The 16,039-nt window shown below is 38.8% G+C and carries 24 protein-coding genes and 2 pseudogenes; 18 read left to right on the top strand and 8 right to left on the bottom strand.

What is annotated here, in order from left to right:
* Positions 1 to 9 precede the first annotated feature (9 nt).
* Complete coding sequence (locus IQ226_RS04395; RefSeq protein WP_193892573.1) at positions 10 to 372, bottom strand: hypothetical protein; 363 nt, start codon at positions 370 to 372, stop codon at positions 10 to 12.
* Positions 373 to 603: 231 nt separating this feature from the next.
* Between IQ226_RS04395 and IQ226_RS04390 the strand changes: the two genes are divergently transcribed.
* From IQ226_RS04390 to IQ226_RS04345, 10 genes are all read left to right on the top strand, one after another.
* The gene (locus IQ226_RS04390) at positions 604 to 1,179 is read left to right on the top strand and encodes a Uma2 family endonuclease (protein WP_193892570.1); all 576 of its coding nucleotides are present in this window, start codon (positions 604 to 606) and stop codon (positions 1,177 to 1,179) included.
* 105 nt (positions 1,180 to 1,284) lie between these two features.
* Entirely contained in the window at positions 1,285 to 2,235 is a 951-nt protein-coding gene (locus IQ226_RS04385) for a DNA cytosine methyltransferase (RefSeq protein WP_193892567.1), read from the top strand.
* 4 nt (positions 2,236 to 2,239) lie between these two features.
* On the top strand, positions 2,240 to 3,280 hold the full coding sequence (locus tag IQ226_RS04380; protein WP_193892564.1) for a HaeII family restriction endonuclease: 1,041 nt from the start codon (positions 2,240 to 2,242) through the stop codon (positions 3,278 to 3,280).
* Positions 3,281 to 3,716: 436 nt separating this feature from the next.
* Entirely contained in the window at positions 3,717 to 3,917 is a 201-nt protein-coding gene (locus tag IQ226_RS04375; RefSeq protein ID WP_190393431.1) for a type II toxin-antitoxin system VapB family antitoxin, read from the top strand.
* Entirely contained in the window at positions 3,914 to 4,324 is a 411-nt protein-coding gene (locus tag IQ226_RS04370) for a PIN domain-containing protein (protein WP_193892561.1), read from the top strand. Before IQ226_RS04375 ends, IQ226_RS04370 begins: the two co-directional genes overlap by 4 nt.
* A gap of 150 nt (positions 4,325 to 4,474) precedes the next feature.
* A complete protein-coding gene (locus IQ226_RS04365) occupies positions 4,475 to 4,711 on the top strand; it encodes a hypothetical protein (RefSeq protein ID WP_228039233.1) in 237 nt (78 codons plus the stop codon).
* Positions 4,711 to 4,995 (top strand): type II toxin-antitoxin system mRNA interferase toxin, RelE/StbE family, encoded by a 285-nt coding sequence (locus IQ226_RS04360; protein ID WP_193892558.1) that lies wholly within the window; start codon positions 4,711 to 4,713, stop codon positions 4,993 to 4,995. Before IQ226_RS04365 ends, IQ226_RS04360 begins: the two co-directional genes overlap by 1 nt.
* 107 nt (positions 4,996 to 5,102) lie before the next feature.
* Complete coding sequence (locus IQ226_RS04355; protein WP_193892555.1) at positions 5,103 to 5,285, top strand: hypothetical protein; 183 nt, start codon at positions 5,103 to 5,105, stop codon at positions 5,283 to 5,285.
* Positions 5,286 to 5,446: 161 nt separating this feature from the next.
* Complete coding sequence (locus IQ226_RS04350) at positions 5,447 to 5,737, top strand: BrnT family toxin (RefSeq protein ID WP_193892552.1); 291 nt, start codon at positions 5,447 to 5,449, stop codon at positions 5,735 to 5,737.
* Positions 5,734 to 5,949, top strand: a complete 216-nt coding sequence (locus IQ226_RS04345; RefSeq protein WP_127055269.1) for an antitoxin — start codon at positions 5,734 to 5,736, stop codon at positions 5,947 to 5,949. The genes IQ226_RS04350 and IQ226_RS04345 overlap by 4 nt, the downstream gene beginning before the upstream one ends.
* A gap of 132 nt (positions 5,950 to 6,081) precedes the next feature.
* Here the strand turns inward: IQ226_RS04345 and IQ226_RS04340 are convergent, their stop codons facing one another.
* The 4 genes from IQ226_RS04340 to IQ226_RS04325 all read right to left on the bottom strand — a co-directional run bounded on the left by IQ226_RS04340 (position 6,082) and on the right by IQ226_RS04325 (position 7,431).
* Positions 6,082 to 6,312 (bottom strand): type II toxin-antitoxin system HicA family toxin, encoded by a 231-nt coding sequence (locus IQ226_RS04340; RefSeq protein ID WP_071187708.1) that lies wholly within the window; start codon positions 6,310 to 6,312, stop codon positions 6,082 to 6,084.
* A complete protein-coding gene (locus IQ226_RS04335; protein ID WP_071187707.1) occupies positions 6,309 to 6,548 on the bottom strand; it encodes a type II toxin-antitoxin system HicB family antitoxin in 240 nt (79 codons plus the stop codon). Before IQ226_RS04335 ends, IQ226_RS04340 begins: the two co-directional genes overlap by 4 nt.
* 390 nt (positions 6,549 to 6,938) lie before the next feature.
* Positions 6,939 to 7,199 (bottom strand): Txe/YoeB family addiction module toxin, encoded by a 261-nt coding sequence (locus IQ226_RS04330; RefSeq protein ID WP_193892549.1) that lies wholly within the window; start codon positions 7,197 to 7,199, stop codon positions 6,939 to 6,941.
* Positions 7,180 to 7,431, bottom strand: coding sequence for a hypothetical protein (locus IQ226_RS04325; protein WP_193892546.1), 252 nt, complete (start codon positions 7,429 to 7,431; stop codon positions 7,180 to 7,182). Before IQ226_RS04325 ends, IQ226_RS04330 begins: the two co-directional genes overlap by 20 nt.
* Before the next feature lie 217 nt (positions 7,432 to 7,648).
* Here IQ226_RS04325 and IQ226_RS04320 point away from each other — a divergent pair, with 217 nt between their 5' ends.
* A complete protein-coding gene (locus IQ226_RS04320; protein ID WP_193892544.1) occupies positions 7,649 to 7,834 on the top strand; it encodes a hypothetical protein in 186 nt (61 codons plus the stop codon).
* 200 nt (positions 7,835 to 8,034) lie between these two features.
* On the opposite strand, the gene IQ226_RS04315 is transcribed toward IQ226_RS04320, so the two are convergent.
* A complete protein-coding gene (locus IQ226_RS04315; RefSeq protein ID WP_193892541.1) occupies positions 8,035 to 8,250 on the bottom strand; it encodes a hypothetical protein in 216 nt (71 codons plus the stop codon).
* Positions 8,251 to 8,796: 546 nt separating this feature from the next.
* On the opposite strand from IQ226_RS04315, the pseudogene IQ226_RS04310 reads away from it, so the two are divergent.
* The 5 genes and pseudogenes from IQ226_RS04310 to IQ226_RS04290 all read left to right on the top strand — a co-directional run.
* Positions 8,797 to 9,240 (top strand): annotated as a pseudogene (locus IQ226_RS04310) (DUF4277 domain-containing protein); the annotation flags it as partial.
* Between the two features lie 474 nt (positions 9,241 to 9,714).
* Positions 9,715 to 9,816 (top strand): annotated as a pseudogene (locus IQ226_RS25835) (hypothetical protein); the annotation flags it as partial.
* Between the two features lie 207 nt (positions 9,817 to 10,023).
* Positions 10,024 to 10,752, top strand: a complete 729-nt coding sequence (gene pyrH, locus IQ226_RS04300; RefSeq protein WP_193892539.1) for a UMP kinase — start codon at positions 10,024 to 10,026, stop codon at positions 10,750 to 10,752.
* Positions 10,739 to 11,287: a ribosome recycling factor gene (gene frr / locus IQ226_RS04295; RefSeq protein ID WP_193892536.1), complete on the top strand. Its 549-nt coding sequence runs from the start codon at positions 10,739 to 10,741 to the stop codon at positions 11,285 to 11,287. Before pyrH ends, frr begins: the two co-directional genes overlap by 14 nt.
* A gap of 176 nt (positions 11,288 to 11,463) precedes the next feature.
* Entirely contained in the window at positions 11,464 to 12,582 is a 1,119-nt protein-coding gene (locus tag IQ226_RS04290; protein WP_193892534.1) for a geranylgeranyl reductase family protein, read from the top strand.
* 165 nt (positions 12,583 to 12,747) lie between these two features.
* Here IQ226_RS04290 and IQ226_RS04285 read toward each other — a convergent pair whose 3' ends face one another.
* Complete coding sequence (locus IQ226_RS04285; RefSeq protein ID WP_193892532.1) at positions 12,748 to 13,833, bottom strand: AI-2E family transporter; 1,086 nt, start codon at positions 13,831 to 13,833, stop codon at positions 12,748 to 12,750.
* Between the two features lie 88 nt (positions 13,834 to 13,921).
* Positions 13,922 to 14,140 carry a hypothetical protein gene (locus IQ226_RS04280; RefSeq protein WP_370567076.1) on the bottom strand — a complete coding sequence of 73 codons (219 nt, stop codon included), beginning with the start codon at positions 14,138 to 14,140 and terminating at the stop codon, positions 13,922 to 13,924.
* Positions 14,141 to 14,480: 340 nt separating this feature from the next.
* Between IQ226_RS04280 and IQ226_RS04275 the strand changes: the two genes are divergently transcribed.
* Positions 14,481 to 15,005, top strand: coding sequence for a DUF6444 domain-containing protein (locus IQ226_RS04275; protein ID WP_193892530.1), 525 nt, complete (start codon positions 14,481 to 14,483; stop codon positions 15,003 to 15,005).
* A 229-nt stretch (positions 15,006 to 15,234) separates the two neighbouring features.
* On the top strand, positions 15,235 to 15,684 hold the full coding sequence (locus tag IQ226_RS04270) for a hypothetical protein (protein ID WP_193892528.1): 450 nt from the start codon (positions 15,235 to 15,237) through the stop codon (positions 15,682 to 15,684).
* Positions 15,685 to 16,039: the final 355 nt, after the last annotated feature.

The following is a 16,039-nucleotide window of genomic DNA, read 5'->3' as shown; positions in this document are numbered from 1 at the left end:
GATCGCTGTTTAGGAATAAGTTGGGATGCGATCACTTAAAATTAGGGTAGTTGTGAGCGATCGCTGTTTGGGGATGTGGGGAGGGCGATCGTTTAAAATTAGGGTTGTGAGCGATCGCTGTTTAGGAATAAGTTGGAATTGCGATCGTTTAAAATTGGGGTTGTGTGCGATCGCTGTTTGGGGATGTGGGGTGCGATTGTTTAAAATTGGGGTAGTTGTGTGCGATAGCGAAGCGCTGCTGCAAGCAGTTCGCTGTTTGGGGATGTTGGGAGTGCGATAGCGAAGCGCTGCTGCAAGCAGTTCGTTTAAAATTAGGGTTGTGTGCGATCGCTGTTGGGATGTTGGGAGTGCGATAGCGAAGCGCTGCTGCAAGCAGTTCGTTTAAAATTGGGGTTGTGTGCGATCGCTGTTGGGATGTTGGGAGTGCGATAGCGAAGCGCTGCTGCAAGCAGTTCGTTTAAAATTGGGGTTGTGTGCGATAGCGAGGCGCTCCCTAGGAATCGTCTAAAATTAGGGTAGTTGCTATTAATTGGTAATTAATAATATAGAATAGGATATGAGATAGTTAAATTTTCTCCCTGAACATTCAATGAGGATATGACAATGAATGCTTTAACTGTCAATTTGAAATCATTAATAGAAATGACTGATGAGCAGTTTTTTCAGCTATGTCAAAACAACCGGGAATTGAGATTTGAAAGAAATGCAAATGGAGAGTTAATAATTATGCCACCAACGGGAGGAGAAACGGGAAATCGTAATGCGGGTATTACTGCTCAACTTTGGATTTGGAATGAGCAAAATCAGGAGGGTATAGTTTTTGATTCTTCTACTTGTTTTAAGTTACCAAATGGTGCAGATCGTTCTCCTGATGCTTCTTGGATCAAGTTAGAAAGATGGGATGCTTTAACTGATGAGGAAAAACAAAAGTTTCCTCCTATTTGTCCTGATTTTGTCATTGAGTTACTTTCTCCTAGTGATAGTTTGAAGACTACACAAGAAAAGATGAAGGAATATATAGATAATGGTGTGCGTTTGGGGATATTAATTAATCGGAAATCTCGTCAAGTGGAGATTTATAGACCTGGTAAGGAGGTTGAGGTTTTGGATTCTCCTGCTACGGTTTCGGGGGAAGATGTTTTAAAGGGTTTTGTTTTGAATTTGGGGATGATTTGGTAGCATCATACATATAGGTATTTATTTAACATAGAACAGATATATCTCAATGACTCTATACTAATTATGTTAAAATAAGTACGATAAACTTAATTAGCCAAACATGAAATGTATAAAACAATTGATTTATTTGCTGGGATAGGTGGAATTAGACTCGGTTTTGAAGCCTATCATTGTAAAAATGTATTTACTTCCGAATGGGATAAAGATGCTCAAGTAATGTATGAGGCAAACTTTGGAGAGAAACCTCATGGTGATATTAATTTCATATCGCCTTCTGATATTCCAAACCATGATATTTTATTGGCGGGGTTTCCTTGTCAACCCTTTAGTATTGCTGGAAAAGGTTTAGGTTTTACCGATACAAGAGGGACTTTATTTTTTAATATCGAAAAAATACTGGAAGTTAAAAAACCACGGGCTTTTTTATTGGAAAATGTAAAACGATTGACCACTCACGATAACGGTAAAACTTTTTCAATAATTTTAGATAGATTGAAAGCATTAGGTTATACCGTTTATTATAAAGTTCTTAATTCTTTAGATTTTGGCTTACCTCAAAAAAGAGAGAGAATTTATATAGTTGGTTTTTTAGAGTTTATTGATTTCAATTTTCCAAAACCATTAGGTTATTACCAACCACTTAGTACCATTTTAGAAAATGACGACAATATACCTCGAAGTTATTTCTTATCAGAAAAAATAAAGAATAAACGGTTAAATTCGGTAAAAGATAATCCTCCTTTTCCTTCTATTTGGCATGAAAATATTGGCGGTAATATTTCTGCATTACCCTATTCATGTGCCTTAAGAGCAGGAGGCAGTTATAATTATCTTGTAGTTAACGGCGTTAGACGTTTAACCGATAGAGAAATGCTGCGTTTACAAGGTTTTCCCGATGAATTTAAAATTGTGTCACCTTATTCCGTAATACGTAAATTAGCAGGTAATTCCGTCTCTATTCCTGTTATTAAAGCAATAGCTGGAGAAATGATCAAGGCTTTAGAATCTCAAAAAATGGCTACACAATATCCTATTCAAATATCATTATTCAAGTAAAAAAATGAATTTAGAAGAAGCTAAAAAAGCATTAGACAAAGTGATTGATAAGGCAAGAGTTCATCTTTATAAGCCGATACAAATTGCTGAAATACTCTATCGTGATAGGGTGGAACAAGATATTAAGCTTTTAGATATTACTACTTACCGCAATCAATCGAAAAAATGGCGTGATATTATTTGTATTCAGTTTTTAGGAAGAACTAGCACATCCTCTGCGCGTTATCAGGATGATATATTCAATGAAAATGCAATCCCTCCCACTACTTTGGAAGTTTTAGGAAAGGAGAATAGAAATACAAATGGTGGTGTTGAAGCCTATATTTATCGTAAATTCCTACAACGCTTTAGCCAAATGTCTACAGGTCTGGATTATTGCATCACACATGATAAATCGAATTTTGAATTAAATGAATTCTTAGCCTTATTTTGGCGTGAACCAGGATTACGTCGTAGTATTGATAAAATTTACGAAATAATAGTTTATGCCTTATTCTCTGCTTTAGTTGAAGCACTTGAAGTGTCTATTGAAATTAGCATGAATTTTGAGCAAATAGATATTCTTAGAGAATTTGAAGATTTTGCTAAAAGCGTTATTCAATTAACTCCTGAACAAACTACAGTTAAACTGAAAGCAAGAATTAATCGTGTGGGTGTAACCAATGCCGCAGATAGAGGTTTGGATATGTGGGCTAATTTTGGTCTTGCTATACAAATAAAGCATCTTTCTCTGACTGAAGAACTTGCAGAAAATATTGTTTCTTCAGTATCTGCTGACCGCATTGTCATCGTTTGCAAAGCTGCTGAACAGAAAATAATTGTTTCCTTACTTAATCAAATGGGATGGAAATCTAAAATACAAAGTATTGTTACTGAAGTAGATTTATTAAATTGGTATGAAAGGGCATTGCGTGGTAAATTCTCTAATTCTTTAGGTGATACGGTTTTGGAAAAATTAGCTGACGAAATACAATTGGAATTTCCAACTACCGATAAAAGGGAGTTTTTACAATTTATAGCCCATATTCCGCACTTCACAATGTAGTATCCATCTTTTCAAGAATTATTCCTAATAAGGGTTAAATTTTTCAATATTAATACTTAAAATGATGGATAAAATATGTGTTTTATTAAACGATAAAAAATAAAATTATGGAAATATTCGCGTATTACAAAATGAAGTGCGGAAAGTGGGTTATAGAAAAACGTGGCTACAGTAAATTAGTGAATAATGTTTGGATGTAACTATGAAGCGCAACATTTCATTGTAGTGCGATCGCTGTTTAGGAATAAGTTGGGAGTGCGATAGCGAAGCGCTGCTGCAAGCAGTTCGTTTAAAATTAGGGTTGTGTGCGATAGCGAAGCGCTCCGTAGGAATCACTGTTTAGGAATAAGTTGGGAGTGCGATCGCAGTATGAATGAAATCAATCACCTAGATTGCGCTACCATTTATTTAGTCATTTTTAGGATCAGAATTGATTGTGACTACATCTCTCAACATCAACGAAGCCTTACTAAAAGAGGCGTTGGAACTTGACAATCAGGTGAACATTGATTCTTTAGTAGAAACAGCACTGCGCGAATATATTCAACGTCGTAAGCGGCTCAAAGTATTAGACCTGTTTGGGACCATCGAGTATGACGAAGACTATAACTATAAGCAGCAACGTCATCAAGCATGAGTATTATTGTTGATACTTCCGTTTGGTCATTGGCTCTACGTCGGAAAACACCGTCTGATTCTTCCCCAGCAGTCACAATATTGCAGAATCTAATTACTAATGACCAAGTTGCCTTATTAGGCGCGATTCGTCAAGAAATTCTTTCTGGAATCCGCAATTTTGAACAGTTTACCCGTCTGCGAGATTACCTCCGAGCTTTCCCTGATTTAGAACTCATGCCAGAAGACTACGAACTTGCTGCCAAGTTTTTTAATACCTGCCGGAGTAAGGGCATTCAGGGTTCAAATACTGATTTTTTGATTTGTGCAGCTGCTCATCGTCGCAGCTACAGCATCCTCTCCACTGACAATGATTTTCAGAATTTTCTAGTACATATTCCTGTGATTTTATTGCCTGTTGAAGGTTAGTGCGATCGCCTAAAATTGAGGTGGTTGTGTGCGATAGCGAAGCGCTCCGTAGGAATCGCTGTTTGGGGATGTTGGGATGCGATATTTCATTATTAGCAAAGCTACAAGAGAAATACTAAAATAAATAAAGTAATTCAGTTGAGAGCATTTATGCAACAAATTAACACATTTGAAGAAGTTCTCAATCTAGTGACTGACCTACCACTTGATCAACAAGAACTACTAATTAGTATCCTACAACGTCGAATAGCTGATATGCGACGAAAAGAATTAGCAAGTTCATCACAGGAAGCACTAGCTGAATTTAGAACTGGTAATCTTAAACCTCAAACCGCAATTGAAGCGATCGCTGAATTAAGAACTTACTTAAATACTAATGAAACATAATGAGAAAACTGGTTCTTACTTCTCGCTTCAAGCGATCTTTGGGAAAATTTGTCAAACATGATCAGAATTTACAAGTACGTATTGAGGAAACATTACAGCAAATGGAAACAGATTTATTTGCTTCTAGCCTTGCTACCCATCAGTTAAAAGGTGAGTTTGATGGTTTACGTGCTTGTTCCTGTGGATATGACTGTCGGATTATTTTCTCTATGGAAAAAGATGATGAAACTGGTGAAGAAGTATTGGTTCTTTTAAATATAGGTTCTCATGATGATGTCTACTAAAAGAGAGCGATCGCTGTTTGGGGATATTGGGGTGTGATCGTTTAAAATTAGGGGGTTGTGTGCGATAGCGAAGCGCTCCGCAGGAATCGCTGTTTGGGGGGTTTGGGGTGCGATGGTTTAAAATTAGGGTAGTTGTGTGCGATAGCGAAGCGCTCCGCAGGAATCGCTGTTTGGGGATGTTGGGGTGCGGTTGTTTAAAATTGGGGTTGTGTGCGATCGCGTTTGGGGATGTTGGGATGCGATCGTTTAAAATTGGGGTTGTGTGCGATCGCCATTTAGGAATAAGTTGAAATTGTGATCGTTTAAAATTGGGGTGGTTGTGTGCGATCGCGTTTGGGGATGTTGGGATGCGATCGCGAAGCGCGACCTAGGAATCGTCTGAATAATCTATAGCTTGTGGCATAATCATAATGTAAATTTTAGGAATACAAATTAAAAATTTAGTACAATAATGAATGAGTTACGATTTACTTGGGATGCACAAAAAGCTGAAAGTAATATTCAAAAACATGGAATTTCTTTTGAAGAAGCAAAATCTGCCTTTATTGATGATAATGCTCGTTTAATTTATGATCCCGATCATTCTCAAGATGAAGATAGATTTATTTTATTAGGAATCAGTGTTTATTATCGCCTTTTAGTTGTTTGTCATTGTTATCGAGAAAATGATCCAATAATTCGGATTATTTCAGCAAGGAAAGCAAATAAACTAGAACAAAAACAATATCAGGAGTTCCTATGAGAGAAAATTATGATTTTTCTAAATCCGTTAAAAATCCCTATTCTAAACAATTAAAAGAACAAGTTACAATTGATTTAGAAAAGGATATTATTCAATACTTTGAAGAAATAGCTCAAGAAACAGGTATTTCTTATTTGAATTTAATTAATCTTTATTTGCGTGAATGTATGGAAAATAAACGTAAGTTATCGTTGATAGAAAGTAACAATTAAATCCGTATTTCCATCGGCGATCGCTATTTAGGAATAAGTTGGGAGAGTGATCGCTTAAAATTAGGGTTGTGTGCGATAGCGAAGCGCTCCGCAGGAATCGCTGTTTAGGAATAAGTTGGGAGTGCGATCGCTTTATTTTTGTACTAATTTAAAAAATGTTTCTTTGTCAATACCAATATCTTGAATCATTCCCATTAAAGTACCTGGTTTAATGTCTTTTCCTTGATGAATTGGAACAACAACTCTTAAACCATTAGTATTCTTGTAAATAGCATGACTACCTTTTTGTCTGTCAAAATAAAAACCCAAATTTTCGATAACCCTAATAAAATCTTTAGCTTTTATACTTGGTAAATTACTCATAATAAAATACTTAATGGCTTAACAATTAAATCCTCTTTAGGAACAGGTTGATTATCAGCTATTAAACTTTCAATATATAATTCAATAGCTTCTGTAATATTCTCAATTGTTTCTTCAAAAGAATCTCCTTGAGAATGACAACCTTTGAGAACAGGACAAAAGGCATGATAACCCCCATCTTGTTCCTTTTCCACAAGTACAGTGTAATTGTAAATTTGTTTACTTTTGTTATCCATATATCTTTACGTTTTTTGAGTTAGTGATTTTTAGCGTTGATTTATTCCATGATAAACGGTTTGGGGAATTTGGGAGAAGTGCATTAGCGTAAGCGTTGCACTCAGTAGGAATCGCTGTTTGGGGATGTTGGAGTGCGATAGCGTAGCGCTCCGTAGGAATCGTTTAAAATTAGGGTAGTGTGCGATAGCGAAGCGCTCCGTAGGAATCGCTGTTTGGGGATGTGGAGTGCGATAGCGAAGCGCGACCTAGGAATCGTTTAAAATTAGGGGGTTGTGAGCGATAGCGAAGCGCTCCGCAGGAATCGCTGTTTGGGGATGTTGGGGTGCGATAGTTTAAAATTAGGGTAGTTGTGAGCGATAGCGAAGCACTCCGCAGGGATCGCATTTATATCAATCATAATGATATTTACAGGAAATGATAATTAATAAATCTTCTTCAAGTTTATAAACCAACCTATGTTCATCGGTAATTCTCCTAGACCAGTAACCTTGTAATTCATATTTTAATGGTTCTGGTTTTCCTATACCTGAAAATGGTTCTCTTTCGATATCTTTAATGAGTGATAATATTTTTTTAAAGACTTTTTTATCCTCTGTTCCCCATTGTCCCAATTCTTCAAAAGCTTTTGGTTCAAATGCTACTTTTTTCATATTCATCTAAATCAACATAAATTAAATTTCCTTTTGCTACATTTTCTATGGCTTTTAGTAAATGCTTTTTATTAGGTTCCGACTTTAAAAGATAACTTGTTTCATCTTCAACAGTTTCTTGATCAACTAACACAATTACCTCTACAATTGTTCCCTCTGACAACTCAGTTGTAGGTAATTCAATCTTGCCATTTTTACCAACAGTTGCCTTTTGTTTAATTCCAGTAATCATAGTTTATATTGAGTTCCTTCTTTCTTCTTATCATAACATCTATACTTAAATAGATTCATCGCCCTTACGAATTTATTTTCCATAAGCAATCACTTTTCTCTTACTCTGGGTCTGGAAAGGTTTGTTAAGAGCGATAGCGTAAGCGCTGCTGCAAGCAGTTCGCTTAAAATTGAGGTGGTTGTGTGCGATAGCGAAGCGCGACCTAGTAATCGCTGTTTTGGGATGTGGGAGTGCGATCGCCCAAAATTGGGGTAGTTATGAGCGATCGCTGTTTGGGGATGTGGGATGCGATAGCGAAGCGCTGCTGCAAGCAGTTCGTTTAAAATTAGGGGGTTGTGAGCGATCGCTGTTTGGGGATGTGGGGAGGGCGATAGCGAAGCGCTGCTGCAAGCAGTTCGTTTAAAATTAGGGGGTTGTGAGCGATAGCGAAGCGCTCCGCAGGAATCGCTATTTAGGAATAAGTTGGGAGTGCGATCGCTGTTTTAAACTGTCCAATCTTCGAGTAATAATCCGGTCACCTTACCAAAATCGTTGAAAGATTGCTGTAATCGTTTCCTGTTTGTCGTTGAAGAATGCTCAGGTGATCTGTATCTAATAAATATTTCATAATTCTTCTGGCGTTTCCAGAATGGATTCATCACCTTGACGAATTACTCTTCCATAAGCAAGCAGTTCTTCAAAAGCTGAGTCATTCTTAAAAGAACCTGTAATTTGTTCTAGCCAATTCATTGGTTGAGGAGCTACAATTTGCTTTTGTAACTGTGTAAGTGCAATTTCTACTGCTGAAAGCCGTTCTTCTATAGATGTATTGATTGTCATTTGAGTTTTCCGTTAATCATTCGTTTCTATCTGAAGCATAATGATTTCAAGAGGATTTGACAACCACTGCTGTTTGGGATGTTGGGGTGCGATAGCGAAGCGCGACCTAGGAATCGTTTAAAATTAAGGGGATGTTGGGAGAGCGATCATTTAAAATTAGGAGTTGGGGGCGATAGCGAAGCCCGTCGTAGACATCGTTTAAAATTAGGGTGGTTGTGAGCGATCGCTATTTAGCCCACATTCCGCACTTCGTTTTGTAGTACAGACACAAGTGTAATAAGTAACATAAATAGCTTAAATATAAACACATAACTAAGTTGGCAATAAATATAGACAGTAATATAAAAATTGCCAACAAATTGAAATTACAGCACTTCTCGGTGTTATGAGGTACATATCTAGCGGGCAAGATGCCCGCACCACAAGAGTTTCATGATTCAACTTTGTACCTCATAAGAGCGGAAACCGCTGTAATAAGGTATTGACAATAAATTCAGAAGAAAAAATGAGAAAATGAGTCTGAATGAAATCAAAATACCAAAAAATATGAATTACCAAAAAAAAGAATTTGAGAGTAAAAACTTAGATCACTTAGGAATAATAGCAGGAATAATAGATGAAATAGAAATAGTAGAAAAAGTCAATGAAATATTGTTAGTAGATAGTAGAGAGAAAGTAAATACAGGCGAAGTAGTTAAAGCAATCATTCTGAATGGACTAGGTTTTGTATCAAGACCATTATATTTATTCCCTGATTTTTTTCAAGATAAACCCATAGAACATTTAATAAGAGAAGGAATAAAAGCATCAGATTTAAATGATGATAAAATAGGTAGAGTAATGGACAAGCTCTACAAACATGGATTAACAGAACTATTCCTAATTATTGCCTTAGAAGTAGTAAAAAAATTTGGAATAGAAACTAAATACTCCCATTTAGATTCAAGCTCATTACATTTACATGGAGAGTATAAGAGGATGTTTGAAAAGTTTCCGGCGATTAGAAATCGCTACTACACAAACAAAGTCCACCTGCGTGGACTAACGAAAAATCAAGGCTTTTGAACCCACGTATCCCTTACGGGACCGAAGGAATAGGTGGGTTTCGTCTGTGTGGTTCCGCGACTTCTAGTCGCCCTTGCAAGTAATAAATTAGACTTTTCAAACACCCTCTTAAAAAGCAACCTATATGCAAGCAGGACACAACTCAAAAACCTGACTTCACTGGAGTTAAATCCTGCCGCATCCTTTTTAAAATAGCGGTCAGAGTCCAGGGATTCCAGTGGTTGAGGCTACACCTAACGGAACTAATAATCAACCGAGGGAACGAATAAAAACGGGTTGAGGGTCTAAGGGCGGTCTAACCCTACAAGTAGGCTGGACGAGCAGCGGAACTCCCTCAATTCGGGGAGGACAGACTGTAATTGGTCTGAGGTGTTCAGAATACACAAATTGGAGCAGAGCATGATTAGACACAGAGAAAACTCTAGTGAATCCTGGAAAACGTTGCCTTGGAAGAAATTCCGCCGTAACTTATTCCGCCTACAAAAACGAGTGTACAAAGCGGAAAACATGGAGACAATTCACAAACCTTGTGTTATGTGTATGATATGCTGACGATTGTTTATGGCCAAATCAGCAAATAGATCCAGCCCAAACCGAACAAATGGGGACTTTATGCAAATGGCGGACAACCTAACTAGACACAGATAGTCACTGTACTGTTATCTTAGGTTGGAGGCAATTGCAACTTTTTTGATAAAGCGGAACTTCATGGGAACGAATTACCGACGGGTTTTACTTAAACTGAGCGGTGAAGCCTTAATGGGCAACTTAGGCTATGGCATTGACCCAGAAGTGGTCGAGGAAATAGCCAAGGAAATAGGCGAGGTGATAGCCAGTGGTGTGCAGGTGGCCATCGTGGTTGGCGGTGGCAATATTTTTCGAGGCATTAAAGCAGCATCAGCAGGTATGGATCGGGCAACCGCTGACTATATCGGGATGATTGCCACAGTAATGAATGCTATGACCCTGCAAGATTCTCTAGAACGGATGGGAGTTCAAACAAGGGTGCAAACAGCGATCGCCATGCAAGAACTAGCAGAACCATATATTCGCCGTCGTGCCATCCGTCATCTTGAAAAAGGACGGGTGGTAATTTTTGGCGCAGGTTCAGGAAATCCCTTCTTTACCACAGATACCACTGCGGCCTTAAGAGCGGCAGAAATTGAAGCAGAAGTGATTTTTAAAGCTACTAAAGTAGACGGCATTTACGATGCTGACCCCAAACTTTATCCTGATGCCAAGCGTTTTACCACCCTTACCTACGCCCACGTTTTGGCTAAAGATTTGCGAGTTATGGATAGTACCGCAATTGCTCTATGTAAAGAAAATAATCTCCCCATTTTAGTATTTGACCTGACGGTGCGAGGTAACATCCACCGGGCAGTCATGGGAGAATCTATTGGCACTCTTGTGGGAGGTTCTTGTGAAATTAGCTGAAGCTGAGAGTACGATGCAAAAAACCGTTGAGTCTACTCAACGAGCTTTTAATACAATTCGTACTGGTCGCGCCAATTCGAGTTTATTAGATAAAGTCCAAGTGGACTATTACGGTTCACCAACACCCTTGAAATCTCTGGCAAACATCAGCACGCCAGACTCTTCAACCATCCTGATTCAGCCCTACGATAAGGGCAGCTTAAATATCTTTGAAAAAGCTATCTCTCTGTCGGATGTGGGCTTAACTCCCAGTAACGACGGTAGTGTGATCCGGTTGAATATTCCCCCACTAACTAGCGATCGCCGGAAAGAATTTGTCAAACTTGCCGTTAAGTATGCCGAAGAAGGTCGTGTAGCAATTCGCAATATTCGCCGAGACGCTCTCGATTCCATTCGCAAACAGGAAAAAAGTGCGAAAATCTCCGAAGATGAAGCACGAGATCAGCAAGACAAACTCCAAAAACTGACCAACAAGTACATAGCAAAGATAGACGAATTGTTGATAGAAAAGGAAAAAGAGATTACCACTGTGTAAGGTGACAGGTGACAGGTGACAGGTGACAGGTGACAGGTGACAGGTAAGAATTTTACCAATCACCAATCACCAATCACCAATCTCCATTTACTAAAAATTGATAAAAAAAATCATAGCCTCCTAATATATACTGAAAAATCAACTAAGTTAAGATAGAGCGCGAAAAATTAGCCATTATGTACGACTGCATTATTGTTGGCGCAGGTCCTGCCGGAGGAACAGCAGCATATCATCTAGCCAAAAAAGGGCGCTCAGTTTTAATCCTAGAAAAGGAATCCCTACCCAGATATAAGCCCTGTGGCGGTGGTGTGTCACCTAGCGTAGCTCAATGGTTTGACTTTGACTTTAGCCCTGCTATCTCTACTAAAGCTGACTCTTTGCGCTTTACCTGGGAATTAGGCGATCCTGTAGAAGCAAAAATTGACACCAAAGAACCCGTTTGGATGGTGCGGCGGGATATTTTTGATCATTTCCTGATCCAACAAGCTCAAAATCAAGGGGCTGAACTACGAGACAAAACAGAAGTTACAGGGATAGAATTTAAAACCGATGCTTGGCAAGTTACCACAGCCACAGGAATAGTCACTGGTCGTTATCTCATTGCCGCTGATGGTGCAAAAGGTCCAATGGCTAAATGGCTAGGGTTTAAAGACCGCAAACGCCGATTGGCCGGAGCATTAGAAGCAGAAATTCCGGCAATTGTCGAGAAAAAAACCACAATTCACTTTGAGTTTGGCTTAGTCAAAAACGGCTATATCTGGAACTTCCCCAAAACTGACTGTTATTCTATCGGAGTCGGCACTTTTATGGGTGGCGAACCCCAAGACTTTAAGAAAATTTTGGATGAATATGCCAAATCTTTTAATTTAGATATCAAAACTAGTAAACAATACGGTCATCCTCTATGTATTTGGGATGGAAACCAAAAACTCCATACCCAAAATGCAGTTTTAGCTGGAGAAGCAGCTTGTGTAGTTGACCCCTTTACCGCCGAAGGTATTCGTCCCTCTATTTTTAGCGCCGTTCTCGCCGCAGGGTTTATTCACGATGCTTTAAGTGGTGATATTAACGCTTTAGAAAACTATACCAATGCCATTAATGAACAATGGGGAAATGATATGGCTTGGGCGCAAAAACTAGCAGGGGCATTTTATCGCTTCCCTGGTATTGGTTACAGAGTTGGTGTTAAACGTCCCTCTGGCGCTCAAATCATGGGTAAAATCCTCTGTGGAGAATTGCGCTATGATGATGTTGTTGGTCGCGCCTTAAAGCGATTAATTCCTGGTTTTGGTTGATAAGCTGTTGTGCATTTAGTTTGTATAATTCTAGCGGGCAAGATGCCCGCACTACAAAGTTCAAGTAAATTATGGTTATCAAATTTAGCTGCGTAACAGCTTACAGCAGGAGTCAGGAGTCAGGAGTTTATAAACAAGAAACAAAAAAATATCTTTCATGAACTCCTAAACTTCATTATTAATATCGGAATGTTCCTCAACTATAGTTAATTTTGTATGATCTTCTTGATCATTATTCCATTGATCTAACACATCTTTAATTAATACTTCTTGTACCCAAATTTTGGCAACAACCGTCAGAGGAAGTGCTAAAAATAATCCTAAAAATCCAAAAAAGGTCACAAAAAATAACTGAGAAATTAAAGTCACAGCGGGTAGTAAAGATACTTGATGAGCCATGACTACAGGTGTGATGAAATTACTTTCAGTCTGTTGAATAACAAAGTAGAGAACGAACACAGCAACAGCTTTCCAGGGATTATCCAAAAGGGCGATCGCCATAGCGGGGACTACACTCATAGTCGGACCCAAATTAGGAATTAAATTCATAAATCCGGCTAACACACCCAAAGCCAGCGCAGCTTTTACACCCAAAATTGATAACCCCACCAAGCTCATCAACCCAACTACAAACACGCCAATAGAAGCACCAGTCACCCATCCCTCTAAGGAAACTTCGCACTGTTCTATAATTCCTACCACCCGCCGCCGATAAAAGGAGGGAAATATGCGAACAAATACCTTTTGATAAGCATCGGGATTAACTAATAACATTCCTGTTAAAACCAGGACTAATAAAATTTTCAGAACAACTTCTAACGAGCCAGAAACAAAAGCAAAAGAATTACCTAACAGGCGATTAAATAGCGGTTGAGCTTGTGCAATTAAACTATTTAGATCCGGTATATAAGGTAATAATTGTTCAGGAATATGACTTCTTTGGACATCAATCCAACTATTCAACCGCCCAAATCCTTGGGGAACTCGATAAGTAAGTTCATGAAATTGCTGGACAAAAGGTGGGACAATTAACCAGAAAAAACAGACAACACCCCCCAAGAAAATCCCTACAGCTAATAAAACTGCTAATCCCCGTTTTATTCCTAAACTTTGAAAGCGTCGCGCGAGACGATTTAAAGTCGTCGCTAACACAACCGCCGCAAATATTAATAGCAAAACGTCACGAAGTTGCCACAATATATATAAAGATATAACTAAAGCAATTAAGCCTATCCATTGACCAAGATTCACAAGCAAGACTCCCAGCTTGGTAAAATGCTTTTTGATGACAATGCAGTTAGATTAGCTGATTTTAGCAACATTACCTATATTTTTTTGATTAATTTTGCTTTTGTCTTGGTATTCGCCACAGGAGAACAGTGGCCATAATTATAGTTGGTGATAAAATCATAATCAGCACATTTGTCACCGTTGCTGGAATCCCTAAAAACGGAGCAGCATATTTAATTAATACCGATAGCAAAGTCGAAAATAATAGCAGCTTCAGCAAAAATCCCAATTGATTTTCCATAACAGTGCGGGGAACACATAATTTCATAGGGTATATACCAAATAATAACTGAAAGTAAAGATACTAATCTCTCCTCTGGGTGTAGGTAGAGGATTCAAAGGTACTGACGGAAGCGATAAATCACAGCGAGAATATAACAAAGCTAATTGTAAAATAGATGACAAACCATATCCAGAAAGCCGATTTGTAGCCTCCGTACTGTACGAACACTTTAAATTAGACGGAATCATATTCATTGGTACTGTTAAATCAATGTGGGAAGAAGTTTATCGCTTTTTCTGTGAAAAAAATCATATAACGTAACCGTTCAGGGGGGTAGAAGAGCGATCGTTAAAAATTACCTCCAAAATGTGATAAATTAAGTGACATGGAACTAAATCGCGTCAATCACTTAGAACAGATACCTCCAGAAGATTGGGGTAAGACTCCAGCCAGCGTCAAGAAACTGGTGGAGGAAATGGCGCAGGAAATAGAAAAACAGTCAAAGAAACTAACAGAAGTCCTGACAGTTCAAGAACAGCTATTAGAAAAAATAAATAGGAGTTCCGTTAACTCATCATCACCACCATCAAGTGACCCACCGGGATTTGGAAAAAAGCCTGTAAAACAAAAAAGCAGCAAAAAAAGAGGGGGTCAAGCAGGTCATAAAGGAAATAGCCGAGACTTATACCCAATCGAAGAATGTAGGGAAGTCATAGAACATCATCCCGAAGAATGTGTAAATTGTGGAGCTACCCTGACGGGAGTTGATACAAACCCCTATCGTCACCAGATAGTAGAAATTCCACCCATCAGTCCCATAGTGATAGAGCATCGTCTACATCAATTGACCTGTAAAGGATGTGGCACAAAGACCCGTGGGACATTCTTTGCTTCCACAAGTTACTGCTGATTCTGATGATTCTGACTTGTTGAAAGCTGCTTAATTTTACCTGAGTTCGACATAAGATAATTTGTGGAAAACTCGCCCCAAGTATGAGTCTCAAACCCTTATGATCTCGTTGAAAAAATCATAACTCCGTTCGCGTAGCGTCTCCGAAGGAGAAACTCCTAACACCGAACTCAGGTTAATTCAACCTATCGGACGTAATCGTAAGTTTCAACCCTTATGGCTGGCTTGGTTGGGTCAGACAATACCTGCATTAGAGGATCTCTGGCACAAATATTTACGCCGTTTTACTCTAGAACATTGGTATCGTTTTGCAAGGCAAAGGTTACATTGGACACAGCCTCAACTTAGCTCTACTCGGGCAGCAGAAGGATGGAGTGATCTAATGCCCCTGTTAACTTGGCAACTATGGCTGGCAAGGGCAGCCTGCATCGACTCCCCATTGCCTTGGCAATCAACTCAGAATACACTGTCTCCAGGGCGTGTAGCACAAGCCTTTCCCCTAATTTTAGCTGCTATTGGTACTCCTGCCCAACCCCCCAAAACTCGCGGTAAATCACCCGGTCGCGCCCAAGGACATCAGCCACCTCCACGTCCCCGTTATCCCACTGTCAAAAAACACGCATCTAAAAAACCTAAATCAGAAGAAACACTGAAGAACGCCGACCTAATTACTGCTTAGTTTCTGCTTCTTTTTCCGCGATTCGACAACACTGGGTCTCTCAAGGACTTTGGGTAATTTTCTCTTGCCTTCTTTTCATTATCATTGTTGCTAAATGCCAGTGAGTCCAAACTCAAGTTTATTCTCAACAACTAGCAATTATTGAGAATAAAGTTTCTTTAGCTAAAAGTCTTTAACTCTCTCCCCATGTGCTTTCTAGCGGATTTTTTACGTCGAACTCAGGTTAAATTAAGAGAATTCTATCTTATTTTTTTCAAAATGAGAATTGCTGTGTATGTGGTTTTCGAGTTGTTGTTTTGGAAGACTATAACTCTACTACATCAGCCCTCTCGCTTCATACTCTTTTTTTGGCTAC

It is taken from the genome of Dolichospermum sp. LEGE 00240, from assembly GCF_015207875.1.
GTDB lineage: Bacteria > Cyanobacteriota > Cyanobacteriia > Cyanobacteriales > Nostocaceae > Dolichospermum > Dolichospermum gracile.
The sequence above is the reverse complement of the archived record's forward strand: the minus strand, read 5'-3'. Positions and strand labels throughout refer to the sequence as shown.